23 protein-coding genes and 4 pseudogenes are annotated in these 24,979 nt (G+C 64.7%); 16 read left to right on the top strand and 11 right to left on the bottom strand.

Annotation, left to right across the window (positions count from 1 at the left end; genetic code table 11):
* Positions 1-139 precede the first annotated feature (139 nt).
* The 11 genes from APH27_RS02915 to APH27_RS02865 all read left to right on the top strand — a co-directional run bounded on the left by APH27_RS02915 (position 140) and on the right by APH27_RS02865 (position 11,993).
* Positions 140-352: a hypothetical protein gene (locus tag APH27_RS02915; protein WP_060483930.1), complete on the top strand. Its 213-nt coding sequence runs from the start codon at positions 140-142 to the stop codon at positions 350-352.
* Between the two features lie 117 nt (positions 353-469).
* Positions 470-1,564 (top strand): dimethylsulfone monooxygenase SfnG, encoded by a 1,095-nt coding sequence (gene sfnG / locus APH27_RS02910; RefSeq protein WP_060483929.1) that lies wholly within the window; start codon positions 470-472, stop codon positions 1,562-1,564.
* A gap of 166 nt (positions 1,565-1,730) precedes the next feature.
* Positions 1,731-2,330: a DUF2491 family protein gene (locus APH27_RS02905; protein WP_060483928.1), complete on the top strand. Its 600-nt coding sequence runs from the start codon at positions 1,731-1,733 to the stop codon at positions 2,328-2,330.
* Positions 2,331-2,342: 12 nt separating this feature from the next.
* Complete coding sequence (locus APH27_RS02900; protein ID WP_060483927.1) at positions 2,343-2,768, top strand: DUF350 domain-containing protein; 426 nt, start codon at positions 2,343-2,345, stop codon at positions 2,766-2,768.
* Between the two features lie 16 nt (positions 2,769-2,784).
* Positions 2,785-3,513, top strand: a complete 729-nt coding sequence (locus tag APH27_RS02895; RefSeq protein ID WP_060483926.1) for a DUF1190 domain-containing protein — start codon at positions 2,785-2,787, stop codon at positions 3,511-3,513.
* 2 nt (positions 3,514-3,515) lie between these two features.
* On the top strand, positions 3,516-4,673 hold the full coding sequence (locus APH27_RS02890; protein WP_060483925.1) for a glutathionylspermidine synthase family protein: 1,158 nt from the start codon (positions 3,516-3,518) through the stop codon (positions 4,671-4,673).
* Positions 4,674-4,955: 282 nt separating this feature from the next.
* The gene (locus APH27_RS02885; protein WP_060483924.1) at positions 4,956-5,438 is read left to right on the top strand and encodes a formate dehydrogenase subunit gamma; all 483 of its coding nucleotides are present in this window, start codon (positions 4,956-4,958) and stop codon (positions 5,436-5,438) included.
* Entirely contained in the window at positions 5,432-6,991 is a 1,560-nt protein-coding gene (locus APH27_RS02880; protein ID WP_060483923.1) for an NADH-quinone oxidoreductase subunit NuoF, read from the top strand. Before APH27_RS02885 ends, APH27_RS02880 begins: the two co-directional genes overlap by 7 nt.
* The gene (fdhF, locus tag APH27_RS02875; RefSeq protein WP_060483922.1) at positions 6,988-9,858 is read left to right on the top strand and encodes a formate dehydrogenase subunit alpha; all 2,871 of its coding nucleotides are present in this window, start codon (positions 6,988-6,990) and stop codon (positions 9,856-9,858) included. The genes APH27_RS02880 and fdhF overlap by 4 nt, the downstream gene beginning before the upstream one ends.
* Positions 9,855-10,058: a formate dehydrogenase subunit delta gene (locus APH27_RS02870; protein WP_027919597.1), complete on the top strand. Its 204-nt coding sequence runs from the start codon at positions 9,855-9,857 to the stop codon at positions 10,056-10,058. The genes fdhF and APH27_RS02870 overlap by 4 nt, the downstream gene beginning before the upstream one ends.
* A gap of 129 nt (positions 10,059-10,187) precedes the next feature.
* The gene (locus APH27_RS02865) at positions 10,188-11,993 is read left to right on the top strand and encodes an ABC transporter ATP-binding protein/permease (RefSeq protein ID WP_060483921.1); all 1,806 of its coding nucleotides are present in this window, start codon (positions 10,188-10,190) and stop codon (positions 11,991-11,993) included.
* A gap of 164 nt (positions 11,994-12,157) precedes the next feature.
* Here the strand turns inward: APH27_RS02865 and APH27_RS02860 are convergent, their stop codons facing one another.
* Entirely contained in the window at positions 12,158-12,862 is a 705-nt protein-coding gene (locus tag APH27_RS02860) for an SOS response-associated peptidase family protein (RefSeq protein ID WP_060483920.1), read from the bottom strand.
* Positions 12,863-12,964: 102 nt separating this feature from the next.
* Between APH27_RS02860 and APH27_RS02855 the strand changes: the two genes are divergently transcribed.
* Positions 12,965-13,396 (top strand): LexA family transcriptional regulator, encoded by a 432-nt coding sequence (locus APH27_RS02855; RefSeq protein ID WP_027919600.1) that lies wholly within the window; start codon positions 12,965-12,967, stop codon positions 13,394-13,396.
* Positions 13,397-13,402: 6 nt separating this feature from the next.
* On the opposite strand, the gene APH27_RS02850 is transcribed toward APH27_RS02855, so the two are convergent.
* A complete protein-coding gene (locus tag APH27_RS02850) occupies positions 13,403-14,605 on the bottom strand; it encodes an MFS transporter (RefSeq protein WP_027919601.1) in 1,203 nt (400 codons plus the stop codon).
* 137 nt (positions 14,606-14,742) lie between these two features.
* Here APH27_RS02850 and APH27_RS02845 point away from each other — a divergent pair, with 137 nt between their 5' ends.
* Positions 14,743-16,017: a Y-family DNA polymerase gene (locus tag APH27_RS02845; protein WP_060483919.1), complete on the top strand. Its 1,275-nt coding sequence runs from the start codon at positions 14,743-14,745 to the stop codon at positions 16,015-16,017.
* Between the two features lie 175 nt (positions 16,018-16,192).
* Here APH27_RS02845 and APH27_RS25545 read toward each other — a convergent pair.
* The 3 genes and pseudogenes from APH27_RS25545 to APH27_RS02830 form a co-directional block, all read right to left on the bottom strand.
* A pseudogene (locus APH27_RS25545) lies at positions 16,193-16,300 on the bottom strand (ArsB/NhaD family transporter); the annotation flags it as partial.
* A 102-nt stretch (positions 16,301-16,402) separates the two neighbouring features.
* Positions 16,403-17,494, bottom strand: a complete 1,092-nt coding sequence (locus tag APH27_RS02835) for a pyridoxal phosphate-dependent aminotransferase (protein WP_060483917.1) — start codon at positions 17,492-17,494, stop codon at positions 16,403-16,405.
* A gap of 97 nt (positions 17,495-17,591) precedes the next feature.
* Positions 17,592-18,173 (bottom strand): biliverdin-producing heme oxygenase, encoded by a 582-nt coding sequence (locus APH27_RS02830; RefSeq protein WP_060483916.1) that lies wholly within the window; start codon positions 18,171-18,173, stop codon positions 17,592-17,594.
* A 139-nt stretch (positions 18,174-18,312) separates the two neighbouring features.
* Here APH27_RS02830 and APH27_RS02825 point away from each other — a divergent pair, with 139 nt between their 5' ends.
* Positions 18,313-18,852, top strand: a complete 540-nt coding sequence (locus APH27_RS02825; protein ID WP_027919605.1) for a histidine phosphatase family protein — start codon at positions 18,313-18,315, stop codon at positions 18,850-18,852.
* Between the two features lie 19 nt (positions 18,853-18,871).
* Here the strand turns inward: APH27_RS02825 and APH27_RS02820 are convergent, their stop codons facing one another.
* The gene (locus APH27_RS02820; protein WP_060483915.1) at positions 18,872-19,657 is read right to left on the bottom strand and encodes a sulfite exporter TauE/SafE family protein; all 786 of its coding nucleotides are present in this window, start codon (positions 19,655-19,657) and stop codon (positions 18,872-18,874) included.
* Positions 19,658-19,758: 101 nt separating this feature from the next.
* Positions 19,759-20,082 (bottom strand): annotated as a pseudogene (locus tag APH27_RS02815) (cupin domain-containing protein); the annotation flags it as partial.
* A 42-nt stretch (positions 20,083-20,124) separates the two neighbouring features.
* Between APH27_RS02815 and APH27_RS26530 the strand changes: the two are divergent.
* Positions 20,125-20,304: pseudogene (locus tag APH27_RS26530) on the top strand (hypothetical protein); the annotation flags it as partial.
* Between the two features lie 45 nt (positions 20,305-20,349).
* On the opposite strand, the gene APH27_RS27065 reads toward APH27_RS26530, so the two are convergent.
* From APH27_RS27065 to APH27_RS02800, 3 genes and pseudogenes are all read right to left on the bottom strand, one after another.
* Complete coding sequence (locus tag APH27_RS27065) at positions 20,350-21,090, bottom strand: methyl-accepting chemotaxis protein (protein WP_371260260.1); 741 nt, start codon at positions 21,088-21,090, stop codon at positions 20,350-20,352.
* 117 nt (positions 21,091-21,207) lie between these two features.
* Positions 21,208-22,236: pseudogene (locus APH27_RS27060) on the bottom strand (cache domain-containing protein); the annotation flags it as partial.
* Between the two features lie 143 nt (positions 22,237-22,379).
* Positions 22,380-23,258: a LysR family transcriptional regulator gene (locus APH27_RS02800; RefSeq protein ID WP_060483913.1), complete on the bottom strand. Its 879-nt coding sequence runs from the start codon at positions 23,256-23,258 to the stop codon at positions 22,380-22,382.
* Positions 23,259-23,358: 100 nt separating this feature from the next.
* Between APH27_RS02800 and APH27_RS02795 the strand changes: the two genes are divergently transcribed.
* Positions 23,359-23,787 (top strand): PACE efflux transporter, encoded by a 429-nt coding sequence (locus tag APH27_RS02795; RefSeq protein WP_060483912.1) that lies wholly within the window; start codon positions 23,359-23,361, stop codon positions 23,785-23,787.
* A gap of 56 nt (positions 23,788-23,843) precedes the next feature.
* Here the strand turns inward: APH27_RS02795 and APH27_RS02790 are convergent, their stop codons facing one another.
* Positions 23,844-24,908 (bottom strand): hypothetical protein, encoded by a 1,065-nt coding sequence (locus APH27_RS02790; RefSeq protein WP_060483911.1) that lies wholly within the window; start codon positions 24,906-24,908, stop codon positions 23,844-23,846.
* Between the last annotated feature and the right edge of the window lie 71 nt (positions 24,909-24,979).

Here is a 24,979-nt window from a genome sequence, read left to right as displayed (position 1 = left end):
GAGCGGCCTTGTGTCGCGAAAGGGCTGCGAAGCAGCCCCGGCAATAGTCGCGACAACGCCTAGGCCCTTTCGCGACACAAGGCCGCTCTTGCAACGACTGCGCAGTAGCTTGATGTCAGCGCTTTCAAGAGGAATGAGAATGGACAAGGACTTTGATGGAGCAACCAGCAGACTTGGCGTCACCGCCGGCTCGGCCACCTGCCTGGAAGGCGTGGCCAAAGGCAAAGCACGGATTCAAGCGGATGTACTGGAGGTGAGAGATCAAAAGGTAATCCATACCTTGCAGCATGCGGCTCGGCTAGCGGTGCAGGTGTTGGCTGGCGCACAGTGTTTCAGCAGCTTGCCTTGCTAGAGGCAGGCAACTGTCCCACATCTATTCGTCATCTCGTTGAACTTGAAGCACTTTCTGCTCTGGCACGGTTGCTGCTCCGTTCCCTGGACTTTCTCACGTCCTGCCAGGGAGCCTCCCATGAGCCAGCAACCGATTACATTCGCCTACTGGGTCCCCAACGTCAGTGGTGGCCTGGTGGTCAGCACCATCGAGCAGCGCACCAGCTGGGACATCGGCTACAACCGCAAACTGGCGCAGATCGCCGAGCGGGCCGGTTTCGACTACGCCCTGTCACAAATCCGCTTCACCGCCGGCTATGGCGCCGACAACCAGCACGAGTCGGTCACCATCAGCCACGCGCTGCTGGCGGCCACCGAGAAGCTCAAGGTCATCGCTGCCATTCTGCCGGGCCCTTGGAACCCGGCGCTGGCGGCCAAGCAGCTGGCGAGCATCGACCAGTTCACCAATGGCCGTGTCGCCATCAACGTGGTATCGGGCTGGTTCAAGGGCGAGTTCCATGCCATTGGTGAGCCGTGGCTGGACCATGACGAACGCTATCGCCGCTCCGAGGAATTCATCCGGGCGCTCAAGGGGATCTGGACCGAAGACAACTTCACCTTCAACGGCGACTTCTATCGCTTTCGCAACTACAACCTCAAGCCAAAGCCGTTGCAGCAGCCGCACCCGGAAATCTTCCAGGGCGGCAGTTCGCGGGCGGCGCGGGACATGGCGGCGCGGGTGTCAGACTGGTACTTCACCAACGGCAATACGGTAGAAGGGATTAAGGCACAGGTCGACGATATTCGCGCCAAGGCCGCTGCCAACGGGCATTCGGTGAAAGTCGGGGTAAATGCCTTCATCATCGCTCGCGATACCGAGGAACAGGCACGGGCGGTGTTGCAGGAGATCATCGACAAGGCCAACCCCGAGGCGGTGCAGGCTTTCGGGCATGAAGTGAAGCATGCCGGTTCCGCCAGCCCGGAAGGCGAGGGCAACTGGGCCAAGTCCAGTTTCGAAGACCTGGTGCAGTACAACGACGGCTTCAAGACCAACCTGATCGGCACACCGCAGCAGATTGCCGAGCGCATCGTGGCGTTGAAGGCGGTGGGGGTCGATTTGATTCTGTCCGGGTTCCTGCATTTCCAGGAGGAAGTGGCGTACTTCGGGGAGCAGGTGTTGCCATTGGTCAGGGCGCTGGAGGCAGAGACGGCAGAGGAGCAGGCTGTCGCCTGAACTGCGCATCACTCAGGGGGCGTTGCCGGCAAGGCGGTGATGAGGCCGGTAGTAACATCACATTTCCAGCGACAAGAATGCTCACACCATCAGTATTGGCCCTGGCGGTCAAACCCGTTAAGGTGTCGCCCCCAGCAAGGAACGCCGCGACCCCAGGGAGTAGTTGATGTCGCTTTTCAATCGCGCCAGCCCGCCTTTCGGCCTGCGCAATGGCAGTACTTTCACACCTGCCCGAACGCTCGAACCGTTGCTCGACGGTTACTCTGAACTCCAACTCCCCGGCCCGGAAGTAGTGTGCGCCTGCGGCGAGGTCGACCTTGGCGAGTCCGTACGCCTGTTGCGTTATTACCTGGACAACGACGATTACTGGTTGCAAGTACTGATGCACGGCAGCCAGCCAGGCGATATCGTGCTGTTCGGCTACCACAGCGCCATCGCCGTGCGCGACGAGGCGCACCGGCAGTACCTGGTCGGCTGCCTGTCCAAGGTCGGCCTGCCGATCTATACCCATGAAGGCTGCCTTTACTCCCGCCAATGGGGGCAGGCCCAAGGGCAGGCTGAGCTGATCCAGTTCCATGAGCAGGTGGTCAACCCGCAAACCCGCTATGGGGTCCAGCACCTTTCGATGCTTTATGCCCGCGACACGGGCCTGCTCGACCGCCGCGAATTCCTGCTGTTTTCCCTCGAAGAAGATGAGCACGGCGCGCTCACCTTCACCACCTCGCTGGGCGTCACCCTGTTCCCCACGGACTTCAACGTAACCTGACAAGGATTCACCATGCTCGACGCGCTTCGTCTGTCACTCAATGCTTCGGCGGTGACCGGCTTCATCCTCTATATCAGTGTGGCGCTGCTGTTGTTCTGGCTGTTCCAGTTCATCTACACGCGTATTACGCCCCACCGCGAGTTTTCGCTGATCCGTGAAAACAATCCGGCGGCCGCCATCGCCCTGGGTGGCTCGCTGATCGGTTTCTCGCTGCCGGCCAGCAACATCATCGCCTACAGCGTGAGCATGCTCGACTTCGTTGCCTGGGTGGTGATCGCAGCCGTGGTGCAATTGCTCGCCTTTGGCCTCACCAGCCTGGTGCTGCGCGACCTGTCCAGGCGCATCGTCAAAGGCGAACTGGCTGCGGCCATTTACGCCGCCAGCGTGGCAATCAGCGTGGGCTTTCTCAATTCGGCCTGCATGACCCCAGCGGCCTGAAGTGCAAGGAGCCCCCATGAATTCCCCTATCCGACGCAGCCCCGTCAAGCTGGTGCTGGCCGGCTCGCTGCCGCTGGCGCTGAGCGCTTGCGGCCCGCAGGAAGAGCTGTACACGGTTACCCAGCAAAGCAATTACGACAGCGTGGCGGCCTGTGTGGCCGACAAGGTGCCCGAAGCCGCCTGCAACGATGCTTTCAAGCGGGCGCTTGCGGATTATCAGCGCAATGCGCCGACGTTTTTCACCAAGGCGGAGTGCGAGGCGCAATTCACCCCCGACGGTTGCCAGATCACCGTTGGTGGCCGCTACATGCCGCGCATGAGTGGCTTCGAGTTGCAGACCAGTGCTGAGGTCACGCAGTCTCAGCTCGACGCAGGTTACGCCCAGGGCGGTGGCTACGGCCATGTGGCCACCGCCGCAGTGGCCGGCATGCTGCTTGCGCAGATGGGCAACAGCGCTGGCCGCCACTACAACGCGCAACCGTTGTATGCCTACCGCGATGGTGCAGGCCAGCGGCACGGTTTGCTTGGCCAGCGCTACGCTGCCACGGGCGGCGGCATTCAGCGCGTGAAGCAGGATGAAGAGAGCAGCAGTGCTTCGAGTGGTGGCGGGGGTGGCTACGGTGGTTCAAGCCGCAACGAATCGCGTTCTGCAACCTCGGCCTCGGTCACGCGTGGAGGCTTCGGTGGCCAGGCCACGGCGCGCAGCGGTTGGGGCGGCAGATCCGGCAGTTTCTTCGGGGGGTAGGCATGCGCAAGGTCGAACTGGCCGAGCGCCCCGACTGGCGCACGACAGCCCTGCGCGAGGGCTTTGCCTTTCACACTATCGACGGCGAGCGTTACTGGGACGAACGTGGTTACTACCAGTTCAGCGAGGCCCAGGTGGTGCATGATCTGCACGCCCCGACCACAGAGCTGCACGCGATGTGCCTGGATGCAGTTGGGCGCATCGTAGAGAGCGAGGCACTGATGGCGCGCCTGGCGATTCCGCCAGCCTTCTTCGATCTGGTACGCCGCTCATGGCACGAGGGGCAGGCGCACCTCTACGGGCGCTTCGACTTCAGCTACGACGGCAACGGCCCGGCGAAGTTGATCGAGGCCAACTACGACACGCCCACCTCGCTGTACGAAGCTGCGGCGTTTCAGCTGATCTGGCTGGAGGAGCAGATCCAGCGGGGCGTTCTGCCCGCCGATGCGAGCCAGTTCAATACCCTGGCCGAGGACCTGGTGCAGGCCTTTGTAGCGATGCCGGGGCATGGCGAGTTCCATTTTTCGACCCTCTCCGGTTCGCTGGAGGATCGCGGTACCACCGACTTTCTGCGCAAGATGGCCGAGCATGCCGGCATCCGCACCCGGCATATCGACCTGGAGGACATCGGCCTGAACGGCGAGGGCCGCTTCGTCGACCTGCAGGGGCGGGCGATTGCGCGGCTGTTCAAGCTGCATGCCTGGGAGCACATCTTCCACGAGGACTTCGGCCAGGCAATTGCAGGTTGCGACACGCAGTTCGTCGAACCCCCCTGGAAGGCGCTGATTTCCAACAAAGGCATTCTGCCGTTGCTCTGGGAATGGCATGAAGGCCATCCGAACCTGTTGCCGGCCTTTATCGACGACAGCCCGCAGTTGCCGGTGCCCAAGGGCTGGGTACGCAAGCCGTATTTCTCGCGGGAAGGGGCCAATGTGGATATTCGCACCGCTGAGGGGGAGCGGGTTTTCGAGGACGGGCCATACACGGATGCGCCGTACATCCTGCAGGCGCTTGCACCACTGCCGAGGTTTGCGGACAGCTATACCCTCATCGGGTCCTGGGTGGTGGGGGGCAGGGCCTCGGGGATAGGCATCCGCGAAGATGATTCGTTGATCACCAAGGACAGTTCGCGGTTCTTGCCCCATGTGGTGATTGGCTGAAGGGCCGCTTCGCGGTTTGCCCGCGATGGGGCGAGCAAAACCAGCACAAGCCTGCAGGTCGGTTTCAGGATGCGCCTGGTCGTTCGCATACAACCCCCCGGCGCCACAAGTGCCATGCTTGTGGGATGCCCATGAGCCCAGTGCGCGCAGACGCACGGCCATCGGCAAGGAGGCCCCCGTGCCCACGCCACCGTGACGTGGCCGGTGTGCCGCAGCAGAAGACGCCGGATACCTGCCCTCTATAACAATTCAGGCCGGGTCCGTGATGCCGAGGTCCGCTGTATGCCTGATGAACTGCTCCACCTGCCCGTTATCCAGAGCATCCTGAACCGTGACAAGGACACCCCCGGCGCGCTGCTGCCGATCCTTCACGCCATCCAGGAAGCCATCGGCTTCATCCCCGAAGCTGCCGTCCCGGAAATTGCCCATGCCCTGAACCTCAGCCTGGCCGAGGTGCGCGGGGTGATCAGCTTCTATCACGACTTCTGCACCACGCCGCCCGCCCGTCACACCTTGCGCCTGTGCCGCGCCGAATCGTGCCAGAGCCGTGGCAGCGAAGCCCTGGCCGCGCAACTGCGCGAACAGCTGGCGCTGGATGACCACGGCACCAGCGCCGACGGTGCCATCAGCCTGCGCCCGGTGTACTGCCTGGGCGCGTGCGCCTGCTCGCCGGCGCTGGAACTGGACGGCCAGGTGCATGCACGGCTTACCCCCGAGCGCCTGCGGGTGCTGGTGAAGGGTTGCCTGGAGGGCGAAACATGCTGAAGGTGTTCATCTCCTGTGATTCGGTAGCGCGCGCAGTAGGCGCCGATCAGGTAGCCGCCGCCATCCTTTCGGAAGCCGAGCGCCGCCAGCTGCCGGTCCAGATCCAGCGCACCAGCTCACGCGGGCTGTACTGGCTGGAGCCACTGGTGGAGTGTGAAAGCACGCAAGGGCGCCAAGGTTTCGGCCCGGTCAGCCCGGCAGATGTACCGTCGCTGCTCGACGCGCTGGTCGGCCAACCCGGCGGCCATTCGCTGGCGCTGGGCCCGGTCGAAGAAATGCCTTACCTGAAAACCCAGCAGCGCCTGTTGTTCGCCCGCGCCGGCATCACCCGCCCATTGTCGCTGGACGACTACCGTGCCCATGGCGGCTTCAAGGGCCTGGAAAACGCCGTGGCACTGGGCGGCGCCGCCGTGGTCGCCAGCGTGCTCGATTCCGGCCTGCGCGGCCGGGGCGGGGCGGCGTTCCCGGCGGGCATCAAGTGGCGCACCGTGCGCGACGCAAGGCCTGCGCAGAAGTACGTGGTGTGCAACGCAGACGAGGGCGACTCCGGCACCTTCGCCGACCGGATGCTGATGGAGGGCGACCCCTTCCTGCTGATCGAAGGCATGATCATCGCCGGCCTCGCCGTCGGGGCCGACAAAGGCTACATCTATGTGCGCTCGGAATACCCGGATGCCATCGGTGTGCTCAACCAGGCCTGTACCATCGCCCGCGCCGCCGGGTACCTGGGCAGCGACGTGGCCGGCAGCGGCCAGGCCTTCGACCTGGACGTGCGGGTCGGTGCCGGTGCCTATATCTGCGGCGAGGAAACTGCGCTGCTCGAATCCATCGAAGGCAAGCGCGGCATCGTTCGCGCCAAGCCGCCACTGCCCGCGCTCGAAGGCCTGTTCGGCCTGCCGACACTGGTGCACAACGTGCTCACCCTGGCTTCGGTGCCGACCATCCTGGCTGAGGGTGCGGCGTTCTACCGCGATTTCGGCATGGGCCGTTCGCTGGGCACCATGCCGTTCCAACTGGCTGGCAATATCCGCCACGGCGGCCTGGTGGAACGCGCCTTCGGCCTGACCCTGCGCGAGCTGGTGGAAGGCTATGGCGGCGGCACCGCCAGCGGTCGCCCGCTCAAGGCAGCCCAGGTCGGCGGGCCGCTCGGCGCCTGGGTACCGCCCAGCCACTTCGATACCCCGCTGGACTACGAGGCCTTCGCCGCCATGGGCGCGATGCTCGGCCACGGCGGCGTGGTAGTCGCCGACGACACCCTGAACATGGCCAGCATGGCGCGCTTCGCCTTGCAGTTCTGCGCCGAGGAATCCTGTGGCAAGTGCACCCCGTGCCGGATTGGCTCGACCCGCGGCATGGAGGTGGTCGACCGGCTGATCGCGACCAGCGACTTCAGCGAGCGCCATGACCAGGCCCTGTTGCTGCGCGACCTGTGCGACACCATGCAATACGGCTCGCTGTGTGCCATGGGCGGTATGACCGCCTACCCAGTGGCCAGCGCCCTAAAGTATTTCCCCGCCGATTTCGGGCTGACCACCACGGAGGCCGCGCAGTGATCAATTACTTCGACCCCGAAACCGATCTGGGCACGCCTGCCCGCGACAGCGACGTGCAGGTCAGCCTGAACATCGATGGCCGCAGCATCAGCGTGCCGGCCGGCACCTCGGTGATGCGCGCCGCCGCGCTGCTGGGCACCAGCATCCCCAAACTGTGCGCCACCGACAGCCTCGAGGCGTTCGGCTCGTGCCGCATGTGCATGGTGGAAATCGAAGGCATGCGTGGCTACCCGGCCTCGTGCACCACGCCGGTTGCCGAGGGCATGGTGGTGCGCACGCAGACTTCACGCCTGGCCGACCTGCGGCGCAATGTGATGGAGCTGTACATCTCCGACCACCCGCTCGACTGCCTGACCTGTTCGGCCAACGGCAACTGCGAACTGCAGACCGTCGCCGGCCAGGTCGGCCTGCGCGAGGTGCGCTACGGCTACGATGGCGCCAACCACCTGGCAGAGAAGAAAGACACCTCCAACCCGTATTTCAACTACGAGCCGAGCAAGTGCATCGTCTGCAGCCGCTGCGTGCGTGCTTGCGAAGACATCCAAGGCACCTTCGCCCTGACCATCACCGGGCGCGGGTTCGATTCGCGGGTGGCGGCGGCCGGCGGCGACAACTTCCTCTCTTCCGAATGCGTGTCGTGCGGCGCCTGCGTGCAGGCCTGCCCGACGGCGACCCTCACCGAGAAGAGCCTGGTCCAGCTGGGCCAGCCCGAGCGGGCGGTGATCACCACCTGCGCCTACTGCGGCGTTGGCTGCTCGTTCCGCGCCGAGATGAAGGGCGACCAGCTGGTGCGCATGGTCCCGGACAAGAACGGCGGCGCCAACCATGGCCACGCCTGCGTCAAGGGCCGCTTCGCCTGGGGCTATGCCACTCACCCCGATCGCATCACCAAACCGATGATCCGCAAACGCCTGGAAGACCCGTGGCAGGAAGTCAGCTGGGACGAGGCGGTGACCTACGCCGCCAGCGAGTTCCGCCGCATCCAGCTCAAGTACGGGCGCGATTCCATTGGTGGCATCACCTCCAGCCGCTGCACCAACGAAGAAGCCTACCTGGTGCAGAAACTGGTGCGCACGGCGTTCGGCAACAATAACGTCGACACTTGCGCGCGGGTGTGCCATTCGCCAACGGGCTATGGCCTGAAGCAGACGCTCGGTGAGTCGGCAGGCACCCAGAGCTTCGACTCGGTGATGCAGGCTGACGTGATCCTGGTGATCGGCGCCAACCCCACCGACGCCCACCCGGTATTCGGCTCGCAGCTCAAGCGCCGCCTGCGCCAGGGCGCACGGTTGATCGTCATCGACCCACGGCGCATCGACCTGGTCGACTCGCCCCACGCCCGTGCCGACCTGCACCTGCAGCTGCGCCCCGGGACCAACGTGGCCATGCTCAACGCACTGGCTCATGTGATCGTCAGTGAGGGCCTGCTGGCCCAGCGTTTTATCGACGCCCGTTGCGAAACCGAGGATTTCGCCCGCTGGCGCGATTTTGTCAGCCTGGCGGAAAACGCCCCGGAGGCCCTGGGGCCTGTATGCGGCGTGCCCGCCGAGCAGATCCGCGCCGCCGCCCGGCTGTACGCCACGGGCGGTAACGCGGCGATCTACTACGGGCTGGGTGTGACCGAGCACAGCCAGGGCAGTACCGCGGTGATGGGTATCGCCAACCTGGCGATGGCCACCGGCAACATCGGCCGCGAAGGGGTCGGGGTGAACCCGCTGCGCGGGCAGAACAACGTGCAGGGCTCCTGCGACATGGGCTCGTTCCCCCACGAGCTGCCCGGCTACCGGCATATTTCCAATGAAGGCGTGCGCGCCGAGTTCGAGCAGGCTTGGGGCGTGACCCTGCAGCCCGACCCGGGCCTGCGCATCCCCAACATGTTCGAAGCGGCGCTGGACGGCAGTTTCAAGGCGCTGTATTGCCAGGGCGAGGACATCGCCCAGAGCGACCCCAACACCCAGCACGTCACCGCCGCCCTGCGGGCGATGGAGTGTGTGGTGGTGCAGGACATCTTCCTCAACGAGACGGCCAAGTTTGCCCACGTGTTCCTGCCGGGCAGTTCGTTCCTCGAGAAGGACGGTACCTTCACCAACGCCGAGCGGCGCATCTCGCGGGTGCGCAAGGTCATGGAGCCGCTGGCCGGCAAGGCCGACTGGGAAGCCACCGTGGCCCTGGCCAATGCCCTGGGCTACCCGATGAACTATCGCCATCCGGCCGAGATAATGGACGAGATCGCCCGCCTGACGCCGAGCTTCCACCGCGTCAGCTATGCCGAGATCGACCGCCACGGCAGCCTGCAGTGGCCCTGCAACGACGCCGCCCCGGACGGCACCCCGACCATGCACATCGACCAGTTCGTGCGTGGCAAGGGGCGCTTCATGCTGACCGGTTATGTGCCCACCGACGAGAAGGTCAACAGCCGCTTCCCGCTGCTGCTGACCACCGGGCGCATCCTCAGCCAGTACAACGTCGGCGCCCAGACCCGGCGTACCGGCAACACCGCCTGGCACGATGCCGACCGGCTGGAGATCCACCCCAGCGACGCCGAAAGCCGTGGCATCCGCGAGGGCGACTGGGTGGGTATCGGCAGCCGTGCGGGCCAGACCGTGTTGCGTGCCAGGGTCAGTACGCGGGTGGCGCCGGGGGTGGTGTACACCACCTTCCACTTCCCCGAGTCTGGCGCCAACGTGATCACCACCGACAACTCCGACTGGGCCACCAACTGCCCGGAATACAAGGTCACGGCGGTAGAGGTGGTGAAGGTGTTCCACCCTTCGGAATGGCAGAAACGCTACCAGGACTTCAGTGATGAACAGCGGCGCCTGCTCAAGGAACGCCGCACTGCGGAAAAAGCCGAGGTACGCCGATGAGCAGCGACAACCTGGTCAAAATGGCCAACCAGATCGCCCACTACTTCGACAGCGAGCCGGACCGGGTGCTGGCGGTGCAGGGGGTGAGGCAGCATCTGCAGAGCTTCTGGACACCGGCAATGCGCCGGCAACTGGGGGAGTGGATTGCTGCCCATGGTCAGGACGGGCTGGATGCAAAGGTGGTGGAGGCCTTGGCCTAGTGCTCGCCTGTTCCGGCCCCTTCACGGGCAAGTCGGGGCCGGAACAGGAAAATGAAATGTCCGTCATTTATGCAAGACGAATCCCCCGCGATGCTACGCTCGCGGAAACACTCGTCACGGATATTTCCCATGGACATGAACTGGCACGAGGCCCTGCAAGAGAGCCTGAGCTGGCTCGCAATTGCCTCGTTCGTCACCCTCATCGGCTTCACCACCGCTGCCTGCCTGGTCGTGCGCTACACGCGCTGGGGCAGCCAGTTCTGGCAGCTGGCCGGGCCTTACTTCACCTTCCGCCGCAGTTGGCGCCCGCTGCTGATGTTCGGCCTGCTGCTGGTGCTGACGCTGTTCTCGGTGCGCCTGAACGTGCTGTTCTCGTTCTGGTACAACGGCTTCTACAGTGCCCTGCAAGCCCTTGATCAGACTGCCTTCTGGTACCTGTTGGGGGTGTTCGCGGTGTTGGCCACCATCCACGTGTTGCGTTCGCTGTTCACCTTCTACGTGACCCAGGCCTTCAGTATCCAGTGGCGGGTGTGGCTGACCGAGCGCCTGACCGGCGACTGGATGAAAGGCGATGCCTACTACCGCGGCCGCTTCCTCGCCGAGCCGGTGGACAACCCCGACCAGCGTATCGAACTGGACGTCAGCGCGTTTGTCAGCAACTCGGTGTCGCTGGCCCTGGGCGCGGTCAGCGCACTGGTTTCGCTGGTGGCCTTTACCGGCATCCTCTGGGGCCTTTCGGCGCCGCTGACGGTGGCGGGGTACGAGATTCCCCGGGCGATGGTATTTGCGGTGTACGTTTATGTGCTGATCGCCACCTGGATTGCCTTCCGTCTCGGCCAGCCGTTGATCCGCCTGAATTTCCTCAACGAAAAACTCACGGCGAACTTCCGTTATGCACTGATGCGCCTGCGCGAGAATGCCGAGAACATTGCCTTCTACCAAGGCGCGCCGGTCGAGCGGGCGACCTTGCTGGGGCGCTTCGGCGCGCTGATCGGCAACGTCTGGGCGCTGGTGTTCCGGAACCTGAAGTTCAGCGGTTTCAACCTCGGCGTCAGCCAGGTGGCAGTGGTGTTCCCGTTCATCCTCCAGGCGCCACGCTTCTTCAGCGGGGCGATCAAGCTGGGTGACGTGATGCAGACCTCCCAGGCGTTCGGCCAAGTGCAGGATTCGCTGTCGTTCTTCCGTGAGTCCTACGACACCTTCGCCCAGTACCGCGCCACCCTCGACCGTTTGACCGGTTTCCTCGACGCCAACGACCAGGCCAGCGCGCTGCCACGGGTGCTGACCAAAGACCAGCCACGGGCGCTGGACATCATCGGCCTGCAGGTGCTGCGCCCGGACGGCCATGCGCTGATCGCCGACCTCGACCTGCGCCTGCACGGTGGCCAGGCGCTGTTGATCAAAGGGCCGTCGGGCAGTGGCAAGACCACCTTGCTGCGTGCCCTGGCGGGCCTTTGGCCCTATGCCGAAGGCGAAGTCCGGCGACCATTGGGCACCGAGGCGTTGTTCCTCTCGCAGCGGCCTTACCTGCCGCTGGGCGACCTGCGCACTGCCATTGCTTACCCGGCCGACAGCCAGCCGGAGGACGAAGCACGCATGCAGCAGGCCCTGCGCGAGGTCAACCTGGCGCACTTGGCCGAGCGGCTGGCGGTAAGTTGCGACTGGTCGAACATTCTGTCGGTCGGTGAGCAGCAACGCCTGGCGTTTGCCCGGGTGTTGTTCAACCGGCCGCAGGTGGTGTTCCTCGACGAGTCCACCTCGGCGATGGATGAGGGCTTGGAGCATGCGATGTATGCGTTGTTGCGCAAGGAGATGCCCGAGACCTTGCTGGTAAGCGTGGGGCATCGCAGTACCTTGGCCGATTTCCATACTCACCGGCTGGAAGTGGACGGGCAGGGGGGCTGGTCGCTGCGCCAGCAGGAGGTCTTGGCTTAACCTTCAACAGCTCGGTTGCCAGTGCCGGCCTCTTCGCGGGCAAGCCCGCTCCCACAGGTTCTTTCACAGCTGTCCAGAGCTGCGCAATCCCTGTAGGAGCGGCCTTGTGTCGGGAAAGGGCCGCGCAGTGGCCCCAGCTCAACCCGGCTACCGGCAGCCAGGTTTCAGGGCTGATGCTCGGCATCGAGCATTGCAATCAGTTCAGCCCCTTCGTTTCGCACGTTCCCCACTTCCTTGCCCACCGCAAACCATTCGAACGCCTCCACCGGCAAGCATTGCTCCCGCGCCAGGCGTTCGGCCTCCTCGGCAGGTACTTCCGGGTCGATCCACGCCCGCGCATGTTCCGGGCTCAGCACCAAGGGCCGGCGGTCATGTATATCGACCATTCCCGCATCACTGGCCGCCGTGATGATCACGAAGCCGTCCCCTTCATTCGGCTGCAGCCCCGCATGCACCTCGGCCAGCGCCGCCATGAACATCGGCGCCTGGCTTTTCAGGCGAATGAACCACGGCTGCTTGCGCTTGGGATCGTGCGGGTCGGTCACCCATTCATACCAGCCGTCGGCCATCACCAAGGCCCGCCCTTGCGGCCAGAGGGCCTTGAAAAACTTGCCGGTGGTCACCGTCTCGACCCGCGCATTGATCGGTGCCGGCCGTTTGCCCGTGGCCCAGAACGGCGCCCAACCCCAGTGGCAAGGGTCGATGCGCAGGCCATCGGTGGCGTGATGCAGGATCAGCACGCGGCTGCCGGGGGCGACGTTGTAGCGACCGACGGGCACGTTGTCGTAGCCGCTGATCACGTCCTGCTCGGCGTCCAGTTCACGCAGGTAGTCGGCCAGGCCCTGGTACTGGGCGAAGCGTCCGCACATGGCATGTACCCCCACTTGTCGAAATACCCTACGGCGAAATTGACCGGATACTCGCTACGTCGTTTACTGTATATGCATACAGTTTACTATCAAGGCCGTCTCATGACTTCCATCCTGGGTCCCATCACGGGCGGCAGTGCTGCCGTACCGCGCTATCTGTTCCGCATCCCGGCGGGTTTTCCGTCGCCAGCCGCCGACCACATGGAGCAGCCTATTTCGCTGGACGAGCTGCTCAACCTGCGCGCACCGCATATCTATCTGGTCAGAATAGACGGCGACAGCATGCAAGGCGCCGGTATCTTCGATGGCGACCTGGTGCTGGTCGACCGCTCGATCGAGGCGCGTCATGGCCATATCGTGATTGCTGCCGTCAACGGCGAGCCACTGTGCAAGCGCCTGCAGCGGGTTGCCGGGCAAGTGTTGCTGCACTCCGAGAACCCACGCTATGCGCCACGCTACATCATGGAGGGTGACGACTTCACGATCTGGGGCGTGGTGACCTTCAGCGTGCGCAGCCATGACCCGGCCGCCTGAGCGGGCTCAGCGCAGCAGCGTCACGCCCAGCAACGTGGCACCGGCAAACCCCGCCCCGACCAGGAAGGTCGCCTGGAACCCGGCGCCATCCCACAACAGCCCGGCCACCACGCTGGCGGCCAGCAGCGCCACCCCGGTCAGCAGGTTGAACAGGCCGAATGCCGTGCCGCGCAGGTTGGCCGGCGCGCTGTCGGCGATCAGCGCAGCGAAGATGCCCTGGGTGAAGCCCAGGTGCAGGCCCCAGGCCGCCACGCCCAGTGCCAGCCCGGCCCAGCCCGGCGCCAGGGCCAGCAACAGGTCGGCGCCGATCAGCAGGCCTAGCCCCATCATCAGCACGCCACGGCGGCCCAGGTGGTCCGACAGCGCGCCGGCCGGGTAGGCCGACAGCGAGTAGGCCAAGGCCATGAGCACCAGTACCGCGGGGGCCCACAACGGCGCCAGGCCCATGTCCTGGGCGCGCAGCAGCAGAAACGCCTCGCTGAAACGGGCCAGGGTGAACACCATGGCCAGGCCGATCAGCCGCCAGTAGGCCGGCCCCAGGCGTGCCAGTTCATGCAGTGCCAGGGGCGAGCGCACTGGCCGCGCACCGGGCGCCACCTCGGGTTCGCGAACGAAGGCGATGAGAATGGCCACGGCGACGAACGCTGGGATCACCGCCACCCAGAACACCGTCTGGAAATGGCTCGCCGTCAGCCACATCAATGCCATCGCCAGCAACGGGCCGAGGAAGGCGCCGACGGTGTCCAGCGCCTGGCGCAGGCCGAATGCCGCGCCACGCAGTTCGGGCGGGGTCACATCGGCCACCAGCGCATCGCGGGGAGCGCCGCGGATGCCCTTGCCGATACGGTCGACGAAGCGTGCAGCCATCAGCCATTCCAGCCCGGAGGCCATGGGGAACACCGGCTTGGTCAATGCGCCCAGGCCATAGCCCAGCACCGTCAGCAGCTTGCGCTTGCCGAGGCGGTCGCTGAGCGCGCCAGAGAAGACCTTGGTGATCGACGCGGTGGCTTCGGCGATGCCCTCGATGACGCCGACGGCGACCACCGAAGTACCGAGCACGGTGACCATGTACAGCGGCAGCAGGGCGTGGATCATCTCCGAGGAAATGTCCATGAACAGCGAGACGAACCCCAGCGCCCAGACACTGCGAGGAATCTTCGGCATGGCCTTGGCGGTGGCGGCTTGCTCGGTTTTTTCGGCGCTGCGCATCGGAAGCCTCGGCGGGGTTGTCACAGTTCGAAACTGTAGGAGCCTGTGCGCAGGATGCAAATCGGATGAGTGGCTGGAGGCATCGGCGGAGTGTTGTGATTAACTGTATATAAATACAGTATTGTTGATGTCGCCCGATGAAACCCACACCTGTCTTTGCCCTGATCGACTGCAACAGTTTCTACGCGAGCTGCGAGCGGGTGTTTCGCCCCGACCTGCAGCGCACGCCCATCGTCGTGCTGAGCAACAACGACGGCTGCATCGTCGCCCGCAGCGCCGAGGCCAAGCCTTTGGTAAAAATGGGCCAGCCGTACTTTCAGGTGAAGGACCTGCTGCGGCGCCACGGGGTGGTGGCATTTTCCTCCAACTATGCGTTGTACGGTGACATGAGCCAGCGGGTGATGACGGTGATCGAAGGCATGGTCCCGGCGCTGGAGGTGTATTCCATCGACGAGGCCTTCGCCGACCTGGCCGGCATGCCTGGCGACCTTGAGCACCTTGGCCGCGACATCCGCGCCCGGGTGCTCAAGCACACCGGTATTCCGGTTGGGGTCGGTATCGCGGGCACCAAGACCCTGGCCAAACTGGCCAACCACGCAGCCAAGCGCTGGTCGGTGCAGAGCGGTTGGGTGGTCGATCTGCGTGATCCGGTAAAGCGCGAATGGGTGTTGAAAAAATGCGATGTGTCCGAGGTCTGGGGCATTGGCAAACGCCTTACCGCACACCTGCAAGAGCTAGGTATCCGCACCGCCTGGGACCTGTCCCGCGCCAACCCTGGCCTGCTGCGCAAGACGTTCAGCGTGGTGGTGGAAAAGACCGCCCGTGAACTGGCCGGCACGCCGTGCCTGCAACTGGATGAAGTCGACCCGCCACGCCAGGAAATCTGCTGCAGCCGCATGTTCGGCCAGCGCCTGACCGAACTCGCGCCGCTCAAGGAAGCCGTGGCCACCTACGTGATGCGCGCGGCGCAAAAGCTGCGCAAGCAGCGTTCGCTGACGCAGCGGATGCGGGTGAGCATCCGCACCGGCATGTTCAACCCCGATGAGCCGCGCTACGCCAACGGCGTGGTCGTGCAGTTGCCATACCCGACCGATGACGAGCGGCTGCTGACACGCATGGCGCTGGAGGCGGTGGAGCGGGTATATCGCGAAGGGTTTCGCTACAGCAAGGCCGAGGTGCTGCTGATGGAGCTGTGCCAGCGTGGGGAAGTGACCGGAGATCTGTTTACGCCGACGCAGAGCGTGAAGGCCGAGCGGGTCATGCAGGTGATCGATGGCGTTAACGGGCGCTGGGGGAGGGGGACGCTTCGCAGTGCGGCGGTGCCGGCGACGGCGCAGTGGGCGATGCGGCGGGAGTTGATGAGTGCGGGGTTTACCACGCAGATGGCAGGCTTGTGGCGGGTCAATCCTTGAGCCCGTTGGCTCTGCTACGCGGATCGAATACTTCAGGCACTTTCGCCCGGTGTAGTGCGCCATGGTGGCCCGCTTTTACATCACGGGTGGACTTCAGCAGTGCGTTGCCGATCTGGCGTGCGGCATCGCAAATCTTCGACTCTTTCTCAGTAAGCGGCATGGTGAGCGCCTTCGCTACCATCACCCCCTTGCGCGCCAGCACATGCAGCCACAGCAAGGTCGCCAGGCTGGCGATCGGGGTAATCTTCGGCCCCAGGTCGCAGCCGATCACGTTGGCGCATACAGGTAAGGGCTTGGAGCCGATGGGAACAGTGCTGACTGCAGACGGCCGGGAGTGCCCAGGCGTTCCGCCTGGCAGGCAGCTGCAGCCCAAGGCTCCACGCGGCTATCCGGCGGTCACCCTGGCAAAAGCTGCCCGAAAGCGCAGCATGTCCTGTTCATCGCCGACACTCACCCGCACCCAGTTCGGCCAGCTTGGCCACACCCGGCCCACCAGCACGCCATGTTTGGCCAGGCGCTCGACTACCGGCTGTGCCGGCCCACGCATGTCGATCATGAAGCAGTTGGTCTGTGACGCCGTACACCGCCAGCCGCGCTCGCCGAGCCAGGCGATGGTGTGGTCGCGCAGGCGGGCGTTTTCGGCCTTGCGCTGTGGCACCAACTGCTGGTCGTTCAGGCTCGCCAGCCCTGCCAGCAAGGTCGATGCAGCGGCTACGTTGTCGCCGTCATACACCGCCAGGCGCTTGAGCAATGGCGCCTGCCCGATGGCCAGGCCAAGGCGCGCCCCGGCCATGCCGTAGAGCTTGGAAAACGTCTGCAGCACCAGCAGTTGCGGGTGCTCCTTGACCAGGCTGATGCAGCTTTGGGCGTCGCTGAAATGGATATACGCCTCATCCACCAGCACCACGCTGCCGGCCGGTGCGCGCTTGAGCAGGCGTTCGATATCGCACCGCTCAGTCAGCGTGCCGGTCGGGTTGTTGGGGTTACACAGATAGATCAGCCCAGGGGCGCTGTCGGCCGCCAGCATGGCATCGATGTCATGGGCATGGCGCGCATCCAGGGCCACTGCATGCACGGCGCTGCCATGACTTCTGGCGGCTTCGGCGGCCGCTTCATAGGAAGGCTCGGCGAGCACCAGGCTCCGGGGGCCGGTGAAGGCCATCACGGCGTGCTGCAGGGCTAGTTTAGAGCCACAGAACACTTGTACCTGCGACGACGCCAGGCCATGTTCGGCAGCGAAGGTGTCGATCAGCCGGTACTGCGCCTTGTACGGGTAGCGCCCGCATTGCTCGATGCCGTCGCGCATCGCCTGGCGGGCAGCGGGGCTCGGGCCCCAGGGGCTTTCGTTGTAGTTGATGCGTACCGGGCCTTGGTCGGTGCCTGGCGCAGCGGGGGCTTCGTCGGCCCAGCCCAGTTGGCCCAGCAACGGCAGGGCCATGCCCAGGCCCACCAACGAGCGACGTGTCATATCGGTCATGAATCGACTTCCTTGCTGTCATTGGATACAGCAAGGAACGAGAACCGCCGCTGTGAATTAACAGTGGCAAAACGCCAATAAGGGCCCAGTGCAGGCTCTAATTCAAGACATTGCGCTGGCCGAGCCACGCTTCGAAACGGCCGAACGTGTCGATGGCGGCCTGTACCGTGATGGCCTGTGCCGGCGCTGCAGCCGATGCCTGGCCAAGCCGTTCGAGGAAGCTTCGCCAGTAGCTGCCGGTCAGCTCGCCGTACACATCGAGGAAGGCTGCACCGCTGTCGTGGCCGATGCCCAGGCGCTCGGCCATTGCCCGCTTGAGCACCTGGCCACCCAGGGTCGAGCCTTCCAGGACGTACATCACGCCCAGCGCGCTGGCCTCGTCGCGGATGGCGGGCAGTGCCTGGCACAGTGGGAGGGCGTCGATGTCGGCTTCAGTCAGGTCCAGAGCCCGCAGGTCGCGGGCCAAGGCCGCGGCCTTGCGGCGCTCTGGCCCCTGATAGTCGCTCAGCTGATTTTCCAGGGGGGCATGAAAGCCATAGTAGGCCTGCAGCAGGCGACGGTAAGCTGCGCTATCGAAGCCAGGGCTGAAGAAGGGCAGGCGCGCCTCCAGCGCCTTGTGGCAGTCGCGGGTGCCTTCGCGCAGGGCGAGCAGCAAGGGGCTAGGTGTGGAGCTGGGCATCGGTCTGTCTCTGCTGGCATTTCGCCTGATTGGAGTGGCGATGCTAACCCGACGTTCCGCATTGGCGTGACTTTGTTGCGGTAAAAATGCGGCCGGCGTGTTAAACCAGTCGGCCTGACTTTCAGTGAAGAACGCCCTGGTGAAAGCCGTACGCCTGACCTTGCTCTGCCACGCCCTGACCCAGGCCCAGAAAAGCGGGCGTCTGGCGCAGCCCGACGACGGCATTTTACCCTTGGCCGTGGAGCCTTTGGCGATCACCCTCGGCACGCAGCTGCTGGCTGCGCCAGAGCAGCGTGCGGCACAGACGGCGGCGTGGCTGTCGTCGCAGGTGCAGAGCGAGCCGGCGTTGGCCGATTGCGCCCTCGGCCATTGGCAGGGGTTGCCGCTCAAGCAATTGCAGGCCGAGCAGCCGCAGGCGTTGGCACAGTGGCTCAATGACCCTGTCAGCGCGCCCCATGGCGGTGAGTCGTTCGCGCAGGTGTGCGAACGCGTGGGGGCTTGGTTGATGGCCTTCGACAGGCCGGGGGAATGGCTGGCGGTGACTCACCCCTGGGTGATTCGCGCTGCGCTGGTGACGGTGCTGGAGTGCCCGCTGGCTGCCGCGCAGCGGATCGATGTGCTGCCGTTATCGCGTATCGAGTTGAGCTTTACCGGGCAATGGCGCTTGCGTCTGGGCTGAGCAAGCGCCGTTTGCCGGGTCAGAATGCCAGCTTGTAGCCGATCAGCAGCAACATGGTCGCCAGGCAAGGGCGCAGCACGCGGTCGGAGATACGCCCGGCGAGGTGGCTGCCCATGTAGATGCCCGGCAGCGAGCCCAGCAGCAGGTAGCCCAGCAGTGACCAGTCCATGTTGCCCATGCCTGCGTGGCCGATACCGGCGACCAGGGTCAGGGGCACGGCGTGGGCGATTTCGGTACCGACCAGGCGGCGTGTGGCAAGGAACGGGTAGAGCAGGAACAGCGCCACGGTGCCCAATGCCCCCGCGCCGATTGATGTCAGGGTGACCATGACGCCCAGTACCACGCCGGTCAGCACGGTGAGGGTGTTCAGGCTGCGGTCGCTGAGGTGGTAGTGATCACTGGCGTGGCGGCTGGCGAACGCTTGCAGGCGCGACTTGAACAGGATCGCCAGCGCGGTGAGGATCAGCACCACCGCCAGGCCCTGCTTGATGATCGCGTTCAGCGCCGTGGTGTCGGTGTGCAGGGTGCTGAGGAACCACAGGGTCAGCGCCGCCGCCGGTACGCTGCCGAGGCTGAGCAGGCCGGTGATCTTCCAGTCGATGTTCTTGTTACGGGCATGTACCCAGATGCCACCGCCCTTGGTGATGGCGGCATACAGCAGATCGGTGCCCACGGCAGTCGCCGGGTTGATACCGAACCACAGCAGGATCGGGGTCATCAGCGAGCCGCCACCGACGCCGGTCATGCCGACGATGAAACCCACAACCAGTCCGGCAATGGTGAAACCGAAAGATCCTACATCCATACGCTACTCAACTGCCCAGCTTTGCCCGTTATCGGATGCAGCCAGCATATAGATTTTTTTATAGCCAAATAGACTTGTTCGTTATTAGGTTATAACCGGCCTCAGCGATCGGTCATCACCACCATCACATGGGCATCGCCGCCATCCTCGCTCTCCGACAGGTAGATGTGCCCCACCTGGCTGTCGAAGTAGGCCGTTTCCTGTGGGCCGATGCTGACGGCCTCACCGGTCTCGAATTCGATGCGCACCGGCCACTGAGCACGACCGCGAACGCCTGGCCCGGGTGGCGGATAAAATCGTCGAACTGGCCGCGTTCGCGAGCGATGATGCGGGCGTAGGCGGGGTCATGCGTCGTTGTGGGAAGGCGCCGGTGATCGGGTGGTAATCGAGGTGCCGGTGGCGTATCCCGCTGCGGCCGGCAACGTTCGTTCGTCGCCGACGGTGACCTGGTGATCGGCTTCGACCCCCGGATGCCAGCGTTGGTGACCGGAGTGGTGGCATTCGTCTGTAGCCTGGTGGGGTTCATCAGCCTGGTGGGCCAGGTGTATCCGCTGTTCGGCTATCTGGGCTTTGTGCTGATGGCGGCGGTGTTGCTGGCCTGGGTGCGGCGCGGCAGGAGCGCCAAGGCTGTGGTCGCGCAGTGCTGAGGGGCCTCGTCGGCAAGTGCGTGCTCGCCGACGAGGCGTGCTGCATCAGATGCGGAAGCTGCCCACCAGCTGCTTCAGGCGCCCGGCCTGCTGAGCGAGGGCATCGCAATGCTGCAGGGTCTGGTTGAGGTTCTCTACCCCTTGCTGGTTCAGCGCGTTGATCTGGGTGATGTCCAGGTTCAGGCTCTCGACCACCGCGGTCTGCTCCTCGGTAGCCGTGGCCACCGACTGGTTCATGCCGTCGATTTCGCCAATGCGCTGGGTCACGCTGGCCAGGCGCTCGCCGGCCTGGTTGGCCACCTGCACGGTCTGTTCGCTGGAGACCTGGCTGGTGTTCATGGTGTGCACCGCCTCGCGCGAGCCTACCTGCAGGCTGGTGATCATGCGGTGGATCTCTTCAGCCGATTCCTGGGTCCGGTGTGCCAGGTTGCGCACCTCGTCGGCGACCACGGCAAAGCCGCGCCCGGCTTCCCCGGCACGGGCGGCTTCGATGGCGGCGTTGAGCGCCAGCAGGTTGGTCTGCTGGGAAATGCCCTTGATCACGTCGAGGATCTTGCCGATCTCGTCGGTGCTGGCATTGAGGGTTTCGATCTGTTCGCAAGACTCGCTGATGCGCTGTGACAGCGCGGTCATCGCGCTGATCGCCTGCTCGACCACTTCACGGCCACCCTGGGCCTGGTCGCTGGCACCGCTGGCGTGTTGCGAGGCATCGGCGGCATTGCGGGCGATCTCCTGGGTGGCGGCGCCCAGCTGGTTGATCGCCGCCGCCACGCTGTTGGTGCGCATGCTTTGTTCTTCGGAACCGATGATCGAGGCATTGGACGCGTTGACCACTTTCTCCGACAGGTCGTGCACCAGGCGGGTGGCCGAGGACACTTCGCTGATGGAGGTGTGGATGCGTTCGACGAAGCGGTTGAACGCGCTGGCCAGTTCGCCGAATTCGTCCTTGTGCTGCACGTCGAGGCGGCGGGTCAGGTCGCCTTCACCTTCGGCGATGTCGCGCATGGCGCGGCCCATGGTGGTCAGCGGGCGCATCAGTACCGGAATCAGCAGGCCGAGCAGCACGGCAATGGCGACCACGGCGATGAGCATGGCGATGATCGCCGAGGTGCGGAACTGGCTGAGTGCGGCGTAGGCCTTGGCCTTGTCGATCGACAGGCCGATGTACCACTGCGCCGACGGCAGGCCCGATACCGGGGCGAACGAGATCAGCCGTTCCTCGCCGTTGAGGGTGACATCCTGCATGCCGGCGGTCACGCGCAGGCCGCTGCCGGGGTAGATGTCCTTGAGGTTCTTCATCAGCTGGTCTTTGTCGGGGCTGACGATCACCTGGCCACTGCTGTCGGCGAGGAAGGCGTGGCCGATGCCGCCGAAGTCGACCGAGTTGATGATCTCGACCAAGGTGTCGAGGGTCAGGTCGCCGCCGACCACGCCGATCAGCTCGCCGCTGTGCTTGCTTTTCACCGGTACTGCGATGGTCACCATCAGGCCGCCGACTGCGCCCTGGTACGGCGCGGTGAGCACGGTCTGGCCAGCGCTGACCGCACTGGCGTACCACGGTCGCTGGCGCGGATCGTAACCGGCCGGCATCTGCGTGTCAGGGCGCTGGGTGAATACGCCGTTGGCTTGGCCCAGGTAGGTAAAAAGGAAATTTCGCGTGTAGGAAGGCTGCTCGATCAGCCCACCGAGGGTTTCTCCTGCCCCTTGTTCGGCAATGTCCTGCGCCAGGTTTTCCAGCACCAGAATGCGCCCGCTCATCCAGTTCTGCACGCTGCTGGCGGTCAGCGCGCCGGCCTGTTGCACGGACGATTCGATGTTCTGGCGAAGGGTATTGCGTTGCAGATAATCGTTGTAGAGCGTGAACAGCGCAAAGGCCAGCACCACGACACCGCAGGCGCTGAGGAGGATCTTGTGGCGAAATTTCAGGTTCATGTTTCGAGACCTTGAGCCATGGAGGGGAGGGCGCCGCGCGCTTGTGGCGCGAAGGCGGGGCCTGTCTCCTGGGATATCGGCTCGGCCGGTAAAAGGTTGAAACACTTACCAATTTTCTTTGGCCCAGGTCGACGGACGGTGGGCTAGCCGGCGGCCAATAGATCGATCAGCAGGCGTGCGCCCTGGCGCAGCGGTTGCTGCTTGCGCCAAAAGGCATGTATCGGCAGCTGCAGCTCGTTGCGGGTATTGCGAAATTGCAGCCGCACCAGGCGGCCGGCATCGACCAGTGGCGCCACGCGTGCCAGTGGCAGGTCACCCCAGCCAAGGCCGGCTTCGACCATCTGCAGGGCCAGGTCGAAACTGTCGGTGGACCAGTGTGTGGCGCCGATCAACGGGCGAGGGTCGAGCAGTGGCAGGTCGCGGCTGCGGACCAGGATCTGGCGCACATTGACCAGGTCTTCGAGGTAGTGGATGCGGCCCTCGAGCAGGGCTGGGTGGGCCGGCGCCAAGGTGGCCACCAGCGACTCCATGCCGATGTGCTGGAAGCTGCGGCGGGCATCGACCTGCAAGCCGGCGAAGGCCAGGCACAGGTCTGCACGGCCGCTGTCGAGCAGGTGCAGGGCTTCTTCCTGAGGGGCACTGAGCAGCTGGATGTCGAGCAGCGGGTAGCGTGCGCCCAGGCTGGCAATGGCCGCCAGCAGCGGGCGATGGTCGATATCGGGGACCACGGCCAGGGTCAGGCTGCTCTCCAGGCCTTGGGACAGCTCGAGCGCGTGCACCTGCAGCAGGCCCAGCTGTTCGGCGATCAGCCGCGCATGGGGCTCGAGGGCCAGGGCCTGGGCGGTGGCGCGGACCTCGCGTGGGCCGCGCTCGAACAGGCTGTAACCCAGTTCGGCTTCAAGGTTGCCGATGGCCATGCTGACCGCCGAGGGTACGCGCTGCAGGGCGCGGGCGGCGGCGGAAAACGAGCCGCGGTCGAGCACGGCGAGAAACAGCTGGATGTTGTCGCTGGAAAAATTCATGGCAGCCTCCTGTCAGTCAATCTGAAAGCTGCTGACTTTTTCTGTCAAGCGGATTGAATCATCCTTGCGCCTCATCGCATTTCGACACATGAGGTAACCCGTGCAGGGCGTCAAACGCAAACTGGTCTATGTGACCGCCTATGAACTGATCGGCCTGTGCATGTCGACGCTGGGGCTGGCCTATCTGTCGGACACCCAGGCGTCGCACACCGGGCCGCTGGCGGTGATGATCACCACCATCGCCATGCTCTGGAACCTGATCTACAACAGCCTGTTCGAGTACTGGGAGAGCCGCCAGGCCAAGCGCGGGCGCAGCGTGGCGCGGCGGGTGGTGCATGCCATCGGTTTTCAGCTGACTTTGGTGGTGTATCTGATTCCGCTGATTGCCTGGTGGCTGGACATGAGCCTGGTGGAGGCGTTTCTGGTCGACCTGGCGTTCATCATTCTGATCCCGTGCTACACCTTCGCCTACAACTGGGCATTCGACCGGATCTTTGGTTTGCCGACCTCGGCCATGGCCGCTGCCTGAGGCGACCTGTCCCGGCCTCTTCGCGGGCTTGCCTGCGAAGAGGCCGGGACTGTCTGCTACGGCAGGCGTATCAGCAAAGGCTCCTGGGGTGCTGGTGCTTGCCGCTGTTGGGTCTGCTGCTGCATGGATGGCTGTGGCGCGGTGGCCAGCAGGCTGTCTTCAACCTGCCCCGACAAGTAGTACACCCCCGCCAGCGCGCCGCTCTGGCGGTTCTCCATCAGCTCCTGCCATTCCTGGTTGAGCGCGACGTTGAGGATGACCCGCAACTGCTCGACCATCTGCGGCTGGTCACGGTTGTGGGTCATCATGCCGTAACCGGTCGCTGCAATGGAAATCATGGCCCCGGCCACCTTGCCGACGGCGCTGGCTACGGCGCTGGCAATGCCGCGCGGCGCCAGGGTGGCACCGAGTTTTTCGCTGGCATTGGTCGCCACGGACGACAAGCCCACGTCGGTTTTCCCCGGGCCTTTGCTGGCCTGCTTGTGCAAGTGCTCGCGCAACGCCAGCCAGGCCGGCTGCTGATCCAGTGACTTGGTGCGCAGCAATTGATACAGCGTGGCATTGCGGGCCTGCGGTGGCCCCAGGTTGATCGCCGGGATGCGATTCAGGCGCTGGCTGAATGCTTCGGGCGCGGCGTTGTAACGCTGGATGATGGCCGGCAATTGCTGGCCGAGCAGTTGCACGTAAAGCTCACAGGCACGATCGCGGATGCCTTCGGGGTTGATCTGCTCGGCCACCGGTTCGATTACCCGCTCGTGGTACTGCTCCTGCAGGTACAGCGCCAGGCGCTTCTCTGCAGGCTCACGGCCTTCGCCGCTGTCGAGCTTGTACCAGGCCACCTTCATGGTCAGCCATTGCTGGGTCCAGTAGCCGGTGAACCAGGGGATGAAGTCGTTTTCGGTGCGCTGCTGCACCTGCTCCTTCCATACCCGCATCGAGCGCCGCGCATAGTCGTTGGCAGAGCCGGCAGCGCCGACCGAGGCCTCGATCAATTCCTGGTCGATGCGCTGCCAGGCCGCGGGGTCGAGCACCGCCGGTGGCGGAGCGGCTGGTGGGCGTTTGCCGGCGCAGCCGGCGATGGCCAGCAAGAAGCACAGCAGGATCAACAGGCGTGGGCTCACTCGGCTGCCTCCCTTGGGGTAGAGGCTGGGTGGTTATCCGAGTATAGGGCGGTGCTGATGGGGCTGCCCTG

This window comes from Pseudomonas sp. NBRC 111123 (genome assembly GCF_001320205.1).
Classification (GTDB): domain Bacteria; phylum Pseudomonadota; class Gammaproteobacteria; order Pseudomonadales; family Pseudomonadaceae; genus Aquipseudomonas; species Aquipseudomonas putida_J.
This window is presented reverse-complemented; position numbering and strand designations above follow the sequence as displayed.